Source organism: Cellulomonas sp. P5_C6, assembly GCF_054049635.1.
In genome coordinates this window covers 1-13124 of record NZ_JBFULZ010000113.1, presented here as the reverse complement: position 1 = coordinate 13124, position 13124 = coordinate 1, and the positions used below count along the sequence as shown (strand labels likewise).

Annotated in this window: 6 protein-coding genes; all 6 read right to left on the bottom strand. The window is 72.3% G+C overall.

What is annotated here, in order from left to right; translation table 11 throughout:
* Positions 1-179: 179 nt before the first annotated feature.
* From ACXJKG_RS13350 to ACXJKG_RS13325, 6 genes are read right to left on the bottom strand one after another with little or no spacing between them, the layout of a single operon-like run.
* Positions 180-2363 carry a hypothetical protein gene (locus ACXJKG_RS13350; RefSeq protein ID WP_456846240.1) on the bottom strand — a complete coding sequence of 728 codons (2184 nt, stop codon included), beginning with the start codon at positions 2361-2363 and terminating at the stop codon, positions 180-182.
* Positions 2364-2366: 3 nt separating this feature from the next.
* Positions 2367-4778, bottom strand: a complete 2412-nt coding sequence (locus ACXJKG_RS13345) for a hypothetical protein (RefSeq protein ID WP_456846239.1) — start codon at positions 4776-4778, stop codon at positions 2367-2369.
* A 28-nt stretch (positions 4779-4806) separates the two neighbouring features.
* A complete protein-coding gene (locus ACXJKG_RS13340; protein ID WP_456846238.1) occupies positions 4807-5451 on the bottom strand; it encodes a hypothetical protein in 645 nt (214 codons plus the stop codon).
* Positions 5448-8330, bottom strand: coding sequence for a hypothetical protein (locus ACXJKG_RS13335; protein WP_456846237.1), 2883 nt, complete (start codon positions 8328-8330; stop codon positions 5448-5450). The genes ACXJKG_RS13340 and ACXJKG_RS13335 overlap by 4 nt, the downstream gene beginning before the upstream one ends.
* Positions 8331-8346: 16 nt before the next feature.
* The gene (locus ACXJKG_RS13330; protein ID WP_456846236.1) at positions 8347-10674 is read right to left on the bottom strand and encodes a hypothetical protein; all 2328 of its coding nucleotides are present in this window, start codon (positions 10672-10674) and stop codon (positions 8347-8349) included.
* Positions 10675-10678: 4 nt separating this feature from the next.
* Positions 10679-12997 carry a hypothetical protein gene (locus tag ACXJKG_RS13325; RefSeq protein WP_456846235.1) on the bottom strand — a complete coding sequence of 773 codons (2319 nt, stop codon included), beginning with the start codon at positions 12995-12997 and terminating at the stop codon, positions 10679-10681.
* Positions 12998-13124 lie beyond the last annotated feature (127 nt).

Sequence of the window (13124 nt, the reverse complement as noted above, 5' to 3'; positions counted from 1 at the left end):
CGTCGGCGTGGAGCCGGTCGTCGTCGGCCGCGTGGGCCAGCGCCAGGCCGACGTAGCCGGTGACCCACGACGAGGACGGACCCGGGTCGAGCCAGAAGTCGGTCCACGTGCCGAGGCGGTGCGCGAGCTGGGCGAGGCGACGCACGGCCGCGCTGACCGTCACGTCGACGGCCGRCACCTCAGTCGCCCGGCGTGGCGTTCGGGTAGACGACGAGGTCCGTGCCCGACTGCTGCTGGCTCTCCGTCCACTGGCCCTGGTGGTCGGCGTAGTTGTTGCGGACGCGGAAGCCGACGGACGTGATGCCGCCGGGCGCCCCGGCGGCCACGTCCTGCAGCGTGATCCGAGCGGCGATGGTCTTGGTCGGGGCGGTCGGGCTGAGCACCACGGACGTCGGCGCAGCCCCGGGCGGGGTGACCTCGACCTCGATGCTGACCAGCGTCTTCCAGCGGTCCGGCAGCGTGGCCGTGGCGAACACGGGCGACGTGACGTTCAGGTCGCGGCTCGTGTCCGAGGCGCCGGCGAGCTCGTGCACGTGCTTGAGCATCTGGTCGGGCGTGGTGATCAGGCGCTTGTCGACCAGCTCGAACAGCACCCCGTTCCAGATCATCGCGGCGTCGGGCGTCGCGGCGTCGTCCACGGGCTCGATCGACACCTCGACGGACCCGGTGCTCGGGATGGTCAGCGGGAACGTCGCCGTGCAGCGGGCCGGGCACGTGTCGATCGGGCTCACGGACTCCTCGTCGATCTGCAGGAGCGTGACCTCGGCGCCACCCACCGTGATGTCCACGCCCGACGTGTTGGTCACCGTGACGGTGCGCGGCGACGAGACCGCGGGAAGCGCGACGGTGCACGGCAGGTCGTCCACATGGTCCAGTCGCAGCTGGACGGCGACGGTCGTGGCCTGCACCGAGGCCTGCGCCCCCTCGGTCGCCGGCGGGGCCGTCGCCAGGACGACGTCGACCGTGCCGGGCACACCGATCGGGGTCGTGATCTGCTCGCAGAACAGCTGGTAGTACGCGAGCGACAGGTCGAGCGTGAGGTCCAGGCCCGTCAGGGGCGCGGGGGCGTCCGCGTTCCCGACGACCGTGAGCTCCTCCGGGAACGAGCCGCCCATGCGCAGCATCGACTTGTCCACCTCGCCGATGAGGACGGTCGCGGCCGGCTTGTCGATCAGCTTGCGCAGCGTGGCCAGCTTGCGGGCGTCGTGCCACGGCGCCAGTCGCAGCAGGAGGCGGACGCGCATGTCGCCGGCGGGCGTGCGGTGCAGGGTCGGGATCATGTGCGGGCCGCCGAGCTCCGCGTCCCAGGCCAGGCGCAGGTCGTCGGGCAGCCGGAACACGGTGTTGTCCTGCCCCGATCCGCGCATCCAGCCCGCCTCGCCGCGCACCCACTCGTCGGTCAGGTCCGGCACCCCGTGCAGGGCGTGATAGATCGCCGCGTTCTGCTCGTCGTGCGGGTCGAACACGAACGGGACGCGGCGGACGACCGTCTGCGTGCGGTTCTCGGAGGTGGTCTGTTGCGCGGCGATGATGGCCGTGAGGTCCTGGCCCGCGAGCACCTCGCTGATGCGCGAGTCGAACCGGCGGGTGATCGAGGCGATGGGCACGTCGGCCGCGACGACGGCCGCCGAGACGTCGAGGGGCTGGAGGTCGGCCTGGGGGGACAGCTGCACGCGTTCCCCGAACCGGTGGTCGCGGACGACGGCGTCGTCGAGCACGTGGTGGCGGTGGTCGCGGACGATCGGACCGTCGAACACCGGACCGGTGGGCGACTGCCCGTCGTCGACCGGCACCTGGACCGTGTAGTCGTAGGTGTACGTCACCTCGAGCTGGCAGCCCGAGCCCGTCTGGCTCAGCGCCGCCTCGAACGCGTTCGCCTGCGCGCGCAGGAGCGGCCCGGCCCCGCCGTGGACCAGGTAGCCCACCCCGGCGACCGGTTCGAGCCCGGGCGACGCGAAGTCGAACGAGCCCTGCCCCCACGTCATGTGGACCCCGGTGATCGTGAACGGCAGCGGGACGGCCGCGGGGTTCGCGGCGAACGGCGCCGTCGACAGCGTCCACTGGAGGCTGAACTCGCCGGCGTCGTTCTTGAGGAACCAGACGTCCGGGCCGACGTGCAGGCCGCTCTGCCGGGGCGCCACCATCAGCTCGGGCCGGAAGTAGACCGTGCCGTCGGTCGCCGTGTACGCGGTGCCGTCGAGCACGGGCTCCTGGCCGGCGGCGAACGTGGGGCCGCCCCCGCCGACGACGAGCGCCGCGTGCTGGAGCATCGAGAGCCTGACCGAGGTCGCGATGGTCTGCGACCGGGCCAGCTGCCACGTCTCGCCGGACAGTCCGGCGATCGCCATCGTGTTGTCGGCCACGGCTCAAGCCACCGGGGTCGGCGGGGTGACGGTCCCCGGACCGGGCACGGCCGGACCGGCCGGCGGAGCGGGCGTGACCGGAGGCGGCGTGGCGGCGGCGTCGGCCCGGACCAGCAGCACACTGTCGGTGCCGTCCTTCCAGCCCGAGTCCCACGGCTGCCCGTTGCCCAGCGCGAGCAGCTGGATGCGGTAGCGGTAGGACCGGGCCGCGGCGTCCTTGAGCAGCACCCGGAACACGGGCGGCGGTGAGGCGTTGGTCAGCTGGTAGCTCTGCGTCTGCGTGCCGCCGGCAGGGTCGTGGTACTCCATCTGCACGATCGCCGAGGAGTACGTCCGGTCGTCGATGTTGGGCACCAGCATGACCTCGAGCGCCGCGGTCGCCCCGACGCCGACCAGCACCGTCTCGCCGAGCACGGCCGGCGTCGGGCCGTGCTGCTCGCTCGAGCCGTTCTTGAACAGGACGGTCGTGCGGTAGCTGAAGGCCGTCTTCGCGGGGTCGCGCAGCGCGACGGACCAGGCGTCGGACGCGGCGTTGGTGGCGAGCTCGGCGTGGTGCGTGAGGCGCAGGTCGTGGTCGGCGTCGTCGTAGGAGGCGTCGACGATGACCTTGTCCACTACCGAGAAGTCGCCCTGCGCCACGAACGTCGCGGTGGTCCGGCCCTCGAACGGGTTGCCGATCGAGAGCACCTCCGAGCGCCCGGTCTGCGGGGCGACGTCCATCTGCTGGCCGTCGGCGAGCACGTACGTCACCGCGTAGGTGTACGGGTCGGGGTCGCCGTCGTGGCCCGTGTACGTGAAGTACCGGCCGGTCGGGGACGCGGGCGTGAGCTCGATCGTCTGGCTGGCCGACTGGGCCGTCGAGCGCGGGTACGTGAACGCGATCCGCACGGACACCACCTCGGCCGGCTGCGGCCCGAGCGTGACGCCGACCTTGACGAAGCCGAGCGAGCGGTAGCTGATGATCAGCTCGCTGCCGGTGCCAGGCAGGAAGCCGGTGGCGGGCACGCGGATGGTCTGCCCGGTCTCCTTGTAGATGATCTCGGAGAAGTACCGGTACTCGTCCTTGGTCTTGCCGTCGGCCCCGCGCGCGAGGATCTGGCGGAACGTCTTCACCTCGTCGGCGGTGGTGAACAGCATCGACTTCGCGCCCTTCACGGGCCGAGGGATCTGGTCGTCCTGCTGGTCGTACTCGACGTTGACCTTGAGCCCGTAGACCGGGTCCTGCTCGAAGTTGACGTTGGCGTGCACCCGCAGGAAGAGCTCCTTGAAGTACGGGTCGCTCAGGTCGAGGTACGTGACGGCCTTGGTGATCTCCTCGGGCGTCAGGTCCTTGGCCAGCGCGCCGTTCGGGTTCTTGGCGATCTGCACCACGGCCGACTTGGAGAACGTGATGTCGACCGTGCCGGTGACGGTCGAGGTGATCTCCTGCCAGGAGATCTCCGGCGGCGGCTTGGTGGGGTCCTGGCCCTTGGCCATCGCCTCTCGGGCCGCCTTGATCTGCTCCTCGGCGCCCTTCATGATCGACGGCACCACGGACTCGGTGAAGATCTTGATCGCCATCTCCTCGAACTTGGCGCGGATGGCCACCGAGTCCGGGTCGGTCCGGAAGTCCGAGTCGTCGATGTCGAGCGTGATGGACTGCGTGTCGTTCTGGAACTGCGTGATCGTGACCCCCGGCGTCGTCCAGCGCCGGTAGTAGTCGTAGGTGAAGGTGATGAGGCCGCCCAGGTACTCGTCGGTCGTGCGTGTGTGCTCGACGTGCACGTTCTGGTAGCGGTTGATCGCCTCGCGCATGAACGAGCTGCGGTCGCCGTGGATGCGCACCGTGATCGACGGGATGCGCGCCGCGAACGTGAGGTTGGTGTAGTTCACGGCCATCGGCAGGCCGCCCTTGAGCACCCCCTGCCGGGCCAGCTCGGACGCGTCCTGGCTCAGGTCCCCGGCCAGGGTGGCCACGTTGGTCCCGATGAGCGAGGGCTTCGACGTCGTGATGGTGCTGGAGCCCCCCGGCGAGGGCATCGAGAGCGCGACGTCGCCCGAGATCCACTCGGCGGGCAGCGTGATCTTCGGCTCCCGCGGCGAGAGGTCGAGCGAGTAGAAGCGCGCGAACCACAGGAACCGACCGGTGTTGATGACGTCCTTGRGGTACGCCCGGACCTGGTCCATCTCCGCATCGGTCAGCCGCAGCTCGACGGACGCCGCGATCCAGCCGCGCTGCGCCTCGAGCTCCTCCGGCGGCAGGGTGTCCACGTTRCGCGCGTAGATCATCAGCTGCAGCAAGAGCTGCCCCTGGTCGTCCCGGGCCATGCGCGGCGTGGACGGCATGACGTAGAAGCGGCACGCGTCCTCGTCGTCGCGGTAGACGGTGACGCTCTCCAGGCCGGGGACGGTGAGGCTGTCGTAGAAGCTGAGCATGGTGCGGGTCCTCTCGGAGCTGTGATGCCTAGAGGTGGATGTCGGACAGGCGGGAGATACGCGCGGCGGCCGGAAGGTGCAGGTCGGACTCGAGCGTCAGGTGCTCCTCGGTGCTATGGGCGACGTCCACGGCGACGGTGACCGTGGGCCCGGACGCCGTGGCCGACGAGCGCCGGACCGCCCGGACCTGCAGGTCGGCGACCGCGTGCGCGTCGGGCAGGTCGGCGGCCCAGGCGGCGGCGACGGCGGGTGCCGACGTGGCGTCGAGCGTGAGCACGACGGTCGCGCGGTTGTCCCCGAGCAGGGAGGGTGCCGTCGAGGCGGTGACCCCGTCGGCGAGGTCGATGCGGACCGTGCCGGTCAGCCACTCCGGCGGCGCGAGGACCGGCGGCGGCGGGGTCGGCCTCTCGCGGGTGGCCGGCGGGGTGGCCGCGCGGACGACGGCGTCCCGCTCCGCGGCGGTGAGCGCCAGGTCGACGCCGAGGGTCGCGGTGCCGCCCTCGACGGGTCCCGTTCCGCGGCGGTACAGGACCAGCGAGACGTCCGGTCCGCCGTCGGGGGCGACCACCCACCGCGGCCCGGCGGCGCACGCCCAGACCCGGCCGGCGTCGGTGTCGTCGCGCCACGCCCGGACCGCGCCCGGCACCAGGAGCGGTGCGGCCAGGTCGATCACGGCGTGCCGCCCGGGTCCGGCGGCACGGGCTGGGGCGCGACCGGCGTGGGCGTCGCCACCGGAGTCACCGGAGGTACCGGAGTCACCGGGACCTTGGGTGCCGGGGGGACGACGAACAGCTGGTCCTGGTCGGCGGTCGCGGGCTTCGTGGAGTCCTGTGAGCCGTCCGCGAGCAGCGAGGTCACCGACCAGCTGTACCGGCGCGCGGAGCGGTCCTTGAGCCGGGCCCGCCACTCCTGCGGCTGGGCCGCGGCGGCGTCGTCGAAGAACAGCGACTCGTTCTGCGTGAACGCCGCGTCGCCGCCCGGGTCGGCGTAGGAGAGGGCGACGACGACCCCGGCCAGGCCCAGCTGGGAGGGCAGCGGGCCGATGTACCGGACGTCCACCTTGAGCACGCCCTCGGCCGGGATGCCGGCGACGATCGCCGGGGTCGTGGCGTCCACCCACTCGCCGGTCTCGACCCCGCCGTCCGCGTACGTGAGGCGCTGGCGCCAGCGGACGGTCGCCGGGACGTCCCGCTCGGGCAGCCTGACCGACCAGGGCGTGCGGCCGGCCGCGCCGGAGAGCTCGAGGCTCGTCGACTCGACGACCTTGCCTTTCTGCGCCACCTGCAGGTCCACGACGACGCGCGCGAGCTCGCCGAGGGCGTCGACCAGGATGACGTCGCCGTCCACCCGGTCGGCCTTCGGCACGGCGACCACCAGCGCGTCCTCGGCCTGCGAGTTCGGCAGGACGACGGGCGCGAGGTCCTCGCGGGAGCCGTCCGCGTAGAAGACCGTGGGCGTGAACGTGACCTGGTCGCCGGCCGCGACGAGCCGCAGGTTCACCAGCTCGCTGCGGTGGTCGGGGCCCAGCCGGATCTGCGCGCCGTCGTCGACCCCCGCGTCCGGCCGTTGGTAGCGGACGGCCACCTGGACCTCCGTGATGTCGTCGGGGGTGTTGGGCGCCAGCTGCACCATCGCGGGGACCATGACGCCGAGCCAGCGGGGATGCACGGACAGGCTGCGCAGCTCGGTCGTGGTCCACGGCCCTTCGACGTGCGTCTGGCGCACGCCCACGCCGAAGTCCGCCTTGTAGTCGATGATCAGCCGGTACTCGTACGACAGGTCGCGCTTGTCGTCCACGAAGAACTCGAGGTCCTTGACGTCCGTCGACGTCCGCAAGATCGCCGACGCGGTGTCCTTCGGCTTGGTGCCGTCGGGCCGTTGGCCGTACCGGATCTCGACCGTCATCTGGTTGACGCCCTGCGCCGCGAAGTCGACGTCCGCGCAGTCGACGTGGATGGGCAGCCGCTCGAAGAACGGGTTGTTCAGGTCGATGACGTGCACCCGCTGTGCCAGCTCGCCCAGGCTGCCCATGGTCCCCAGGTGACCCTGCGGGGCCACGTGCCGGGCCTGCGCGGTGACCTGCTCGAGGTTGTAGGTGATCGTCTTGCGTTCCGTCTGGCTGACCGACTTCATGGCGAAGGCCACCTGCGGGCGGCCCATCTTGTCCCAGACCTCCGTGGCGCCCGACGCCGGCGCCTGCGTGCCCGGCGTGGTGGCGGTCTGCTGGGTGCCCGGCTTGGTCGTCGCCGGCTGGGTGGTCGTCGTGGCGGGCTTGGTGACCGGCTGCGTGGTGGTGGTCGCGGGCTTGGTGGTCGCCGTGGTCGTCGTCGGGGTGGCCGAGTGGTCCTCGAGCGGGGGCGGCGGGTCCTCCTTCTTCGGCGTGGTGGTCGCAGTCGTGGTGCCGGTCGGGGTGCCGGTGGTCCCCGTGGTGCCGGTCGTGCCCGTGGTCGTTCCCGTCGTGCCGGTGGTGGTACCGGTTGTCCCCGTGGTGGTGCCGGTCGTCGTCCCGGTCGTGCCGGTGGTCGTTCCGGTCGTCGTGCCGGTGGTGGTCGTCCCGGTGGTGGTGGTTCCCGTGGTGCCGGTGGTGGTTCCCGTGGTGCCGGTGGTGGTGCCGGTCGTGCCCGTGGTCGTCGTCCCCGTCGTCGTTCCGGTCGTCGTTCCCGTCGTCGTTCCTGTCGTCGACAGGGGCGGGTTCGGCTGCGTGGCCACCATGAGGTTGCCGGCGACGGCGGGCTGTCCGGGCACCAGGGTCGGCTGGAACAGGGCGCCGCTGCACAGCGTCGCGACGAGGTCCGCGATCTGCCGCTGGCGGGCGGCCATGCCCTCGGGCGTCGACATCTCGAGCAGCCGGGCCGTCTCCTTGATCGTGATGCTCTGGTTCTTGGTGAGCTCCTCGGTGATCGAGTCGATGTCGGCCTTGAAGAAGACGGTGCCGGCCGTGAACCGCTTCTCCATGAACTCGTACGACGACTTCATGTCGATGGTGATGCTCAGGCTGTAGGCGGGCAGCAGACCGACGTACTCGAGGTCGTAGACGACGCCGATCGGCAGGGCATTGGCGGTGGAGCCGAGCACGCCGAGGAAGAACGCGGCGCCGTCCTCGGTCAGGCTCATCGAGATGATCGACCGGTTGTCACCGTCCAGCGAGGCGGTGCCGGAGCTCATGACCTCCTCGACGAACCGGGGTCCGGCGGCGACGGGCGCTCCCGGCGCGGCCGCGGCGCCCGGCTGGAGGCCGACCACCCGGACGGTCCCGCTGGAGTACGGCACGCTGGTCAGGGTCACGTCGTCGCCCGCGCGGGCCCTGAGCTTGGACAGGATCGAGCCGTACAGGCCGCCCAGGCCCACGTCGACCGTCATCGCGAGGAACCCGCCCGCGTAGGCCTCGGAGGCGTCGCCGCCCTTGCGGAACGCGTAGAGGTCGAACAGCGGGCCGTTGGCGTCGCGGCTGATGTGCGGGTTGGCCGGCAGGTAGTAGAAGGCCTTGGGGTTGTCGGCGTCCGCGAGCACCGTGATGCCGAGGATCTCCATCCTGCTCTCGAGGTTCAGCATGGCGTCTCTCCTTGGGTCAGACCGTGCGGGTGGAGACCGCGATGAACGGTCCGGTGCTGTCGGTCCAGGCGGACTGGCGTTGGGTGCCGTCGGCCCGGAAGCTCGTGGTCTGCGAGCGGAAGCCCGCCGGTGCGTCCGGGCCGGCGGCGAGGCTGAGCGTCTGCGCGACCGCCGTGGTGGGGTCGAAGAATGCGCTGGCGGCGGTGTCGTCCGGGGCGCCGGCGACGGCCACGCGCACCTGGACCGCGTCCAGCCCGGCCTCGGCGAGCGGGGGACCGACCAGGCGCACCTCGACGGTCCGCATCCGGCTGCCGGTGCTGCCCACCAGGATCGACGGGTCGGTGGTCTTCTCCCAGTCGGTGGTGTCGATGACGCCCCCCGCCGCGGTGGTCACGCGGTACCGGATCTCCTGCGCGGCCGCGTCGAGCACCGGCCAGCTCAGGGTGACCGGCTGCCAGCGCAGCGCGACGGGGACGGGGGGCGGCGCGGCCTGACCGTCGACGGGCGGCGGCAGGGGAGTGGGGCCGAGCGTGCGCGTGAATCGGCGGTGGTACCCGGCGGCGTCGTCGTCGTAGGTGACCTCGACGGTCACCGAGGAGACGTCCTCCGTGGTGACGTTCGGCTGGACGAGCAGCGACCTCGTGCCGTGGAACGGACCGTCCACCCGCAGCAGGGAGTCGTCCGTGACCACGGGCGGCAGCGTGAGCGCGCTGGCGTCGTCGAACGTGAGCACCGCCGCGGCCGTGTAGTGCCGGTCGGCGTCCGGGCCGGTGCGGACCTGCCAGCGGCGCTGCTCGAGAGGCGTGACGGGGTCCACCGCGAGGCGCATCTGCTGGTGGGCGGTGAACCCGGTCGCCTTGTCGAGGTAGTCGAGCGTCACGTCCACGTCCTGCACGCCGGAGCCCAGGTGGCCGGTGTCCACCTCGACGTCGAGCACGCCGAGGTCGTCGTACGGCCGGACGGACAGGGTGCGTCCGCTCTCGGGCCGCCGACCCGTCGAGTACGTGAGCGACGTGGCGTCCACCGACCCGGACCGCGTGAACTCGTACGTGACGGCCGCGGTGTACGACAGCGTCGGGCGGCCCTTGCGTCGCACCGCCCAGGTCAGGTCCGTCGGCCCTCCCGGGCGGAACACGAGGCTGCCCGTCTCCGGCGGGACCGCGCCGCCGGGCTTCCCGTACACCAGGTCCACCGTCACGCTGGTCAGGGACAGCGCCGCCATCTCCTCGGCCGACGGGCCCGTGACCAGCACCTCGAGCAGCTCGAAGAAGTCGCTGGCCAGGTCCACCTTGTGCGTCCGCGCGGCCACCTCCTCCTTGGTCAGCAGCGTGGCCAGGAACCCCTGCGGCGCGTGCGTGCGCTCCTCGGGCGAGCGCTCGGAGAAGTCGTAGTCGACGACCCGCAGCTCCTCCGCCTTCTTCGCCTTGAGGGACAGGGTGACGATCGAGGTCTTCGGTGCCTGCGCGGGCGGCATCCCGGGGATGGCGGGCATCGTGAGGTTCGGGATGCCCGGGGACGGCTGGTAGAGCTCCTGGATGATCTTGTCCTTGAACAGGGACAGCGCCAGCTCCTTGCTCCGCTGCGCCTCCTCGCCCATGGCCTGCGACGTGAGCTCGACGGTCACGACGCCCTTCTGCACCAGGTCGCTCAGCGTCCCCTCGACCTCGGCACGGATGTACGGGCAGCCCACCGACGCGGAGCCGCCGAGCTCGCGGTAGACCTGCGAGACGTCGGCGTGCACGTGCGCCTGCACGCTGGGCCGCAGCCCGAGGAACGTGAGGTCGTAGACCACGCCGATCGGTGCCGCGCCGTCCGCGAACAGCGCCTCGAGGAAGGTGGCGCCGTCCTGGCTCAGGCCGAACGAGAAGATCGAGCGCAGCCCGCCCAGCAGGGACGGCGTCCCGCCGCCCACCATGCTCTCGACGAACCGTGGCCGGCCCGGGGTGATCGTCGGGCCGCCGGGCGGGACGACCGTCGCCAGGTCGAGCGCGATGACCGAGACGGACCCCCGGACGTAGGGGATGGCGGACAGGGAGACGGTGTCCGGGTCGCGGTCGAGCAGGCCGGCCAGCTTCTGCACGGCGGCGGCGTGCTGGGCGGTGGTCAGCGTGCACTCGACGCCCATGGTGAGGAACCCGGCGCCCAGCTCCGCCGGGATCGTCGTGCCCTTCAGCGGGGACTGCGCCAGCTCGACGGCGTACGTGAACAGGTCGAACATCGGCTGGCCGCCGGTGCGCGCGATCGTCGGCTCGGGGGCGGCGTAGTAGAACTGCGCGGGGTCGGCGTGGTCCGCGAAGACGGTGAGGTTGCCGACGCTCGTCGGCGGCTTCTCGAGGCTCAGCACCGGGTCACCCGCTCACCGTCGCGGAGCGGACGTCGACGACGAGCAGGTCGCTCGTGCCGGACCCCCACGGCTGCACGGACACGAAGCCGTTGGAGTCGACGGTGGTCAGCTGCCACCACACCTGGCGCACCGGTGGGTCGCCCAGCCGGTACACGAACGGCGTCGCCGCCGACTGCTCGGTGCCGGGCACGAGGGTGACGTCCGCCGAGGCGCACACGTGCTGGTCCACCGGGTCGCGCACCTCCAGCCGGAGGGCGGCCCGGAGCAGCTTGCGCTCCGCCAGCGTGCCCAGCACCTTGACCACGACCTGGCGCTCCTCGACCAGCCGGCGGTCCACGATCACGCGGTCGTCCGTCGCCGCCCGCCAGGACCCGTCCACCAGGGCGCCGACCAGGGGCTGCAGGGTCAGCCGGTACGCCACCGACCGCGACCCGCCGGCGGTGATCGAGTACGTGCGGCTGATGTTCGGGGTGTCCGCGCCCAGCCGGATCGTCTCCTCCGGGTACCGCACCCTGGCGGCCTCGTCCTCGTACCGGACCTGCAGCAGGGCAGCGGCGAGCTCGGCCCAGGGCAGGTCGACGAAGAACGTGACCGTGAGCTTCTCGGGCATCGGGTCGGGCAGCGAGCAGAACGGCTCGATCGCCGACGACCACGGCGAGACCACGTCACCGCCGGCCTCCTGCGGGCGGTGGTAGGTGGTGCGCCAGGAGTAGCTCACGTCGTCGGGCAGCGACGCGAAGAGCCAGTGCTGCAGGGGGTTCTGCGCGTCGAGCTGCACGCGGGCTGTCGCCGGGGCGTCCGACGCCGACCCCGGGTGCAGCTCGACGGTCACCGCCGGGAAGAGCGCGAACGAGAACAGGGGCGCCACGGTCACCGTCACGTCGGTCACCGCGTACGCCTCGCGCGGGTCCACCACCAGGTCCGTCGACTGCCGGGTGCGCCAGGCCGAGACCGCAGCGCCGGGCGGGCGCACCGGCGAGGACGGGTCGAAGTCGGCGGACACGCGGTAGACGTACGGGCGGTCCCACACCGTCTCGCGCTGCGCCTCCTCGAGCAGGTTCACCACCCAGTCCTTGTGCTGCCCGGGGGCCGTGAACGTCAGCTCGGCATCGACCGTCGGCTGCGCAGCGGCATCCAGCGGCGTGCGCGCGACCTCGACCTGCACCGACCGCAGGCGGTCGGAGGCGAACCGGTCCACCACCTCCACGCCCACCTCGAGCCGCGGGAACCCGCTGAGCTCCACCTCCTGCACCAGGTGCTGCCGCACGGCGGGCCAGGTCGGGCGGACCTTGCCCTTCTCGTCCAGCCGCAGCGCGTTCAGCAGGCCGCCCAGCGTGCCCTGCGGCCGCAGGTCCCGGACCTCGGCGACGCGCTCGCGGGCGCGCAGGTCCATGCGCCGGACCGAGCTCTCGTCGACCTCCTTGAGCCGGAACGACGCCCCCGGGATGATCGCGCGGCTCAGGCTGGACACCACGTCGTCGACCACCGCGGCGATCTGCTCGCCCGTGCTGGGCGGCGGGATCATCGGCTGGAACAGCTTGTCCAGCACCCAGTCGGTGAGCTGGGTGCGGGTCCGCTCCGCGGCCGCGGCGGCGCCCTCGCCCGTGCCCTCGACCACGGTGTCGATCCGGATGCCCGAGTCCTCGAACGCCTTCGAGATCGCGGTCTCGACGTCGGCGGCGACGTACCAGGCGTTGGTCGTCAGCTTGGTCTTCAGCGACGAGTAGACCTTCGCCCAGTCGGCGTGGATGTCGATGGTGAACGCCGGGCGGAGGGCCGCGAACGTCATCGCGTACGTGACGATGACGGGCTGCTCGGGCAGGTCGAGGCAGGCGCCGATCATCTCCGCCGCCGCCTCGTTGAGCACCAGCTGGAACGTGGCGTCCATCGTCGCGCCCATCGACGGGCGGCCGCCGCCGGCGAACCGGACGTCGAACGTGCCGCCGGGCGCTGCCGACCCCTCCTTCGGGGGCGTGCTCGTCTGCCCGAGGACCACCAGCTCGACCGAGCCGGTCTCCAGCGGCGCGGGCACCACGCGCAGCCCGGTGCCGTGGACCCCGCGCACGTCCGCGAGTCGAGCGGGCAGGGCCTCGAGCACGTCGGGCGGCACCATCAGCTGCGTGGTGAGCGACAGGATCCCGCCGGACACCGTGGCGGCGCCCGTGCCGCCGCCCAGGTACTGCGTCAGCGAGAGGGCGGGGATGCCGTCGTGCACCGCGAGCTGCGGTGCGGACGGCAGGACGTACCAGAGGCCGGGGTCGGCGTGGTCGGGCAGCAGGGCGTACCCGTCCACGACGGGATAGGGCGGCGCGAGGGACAGCACGACGGCACCGTGGTCACGGCTGCGGTGCGGGCGCGGGCGGAGCCGGGAGCGGGCCGGGGTCGGGGACCGGCGGCGGCGTGGGGATGGGAGGCGTCGGCACGGGCGGCGCGGGGACCGGGGTCGGCGG

Coding starts and splice junctions, on each gene's coding strand:
- ACXJKG_RS13335 (WP_456846237.1), bottom strand. CDS start 8,330: ATGCTGAACCTCGAGAGCAGGATGGAGATCCTCGGCATCACGGTGCTC.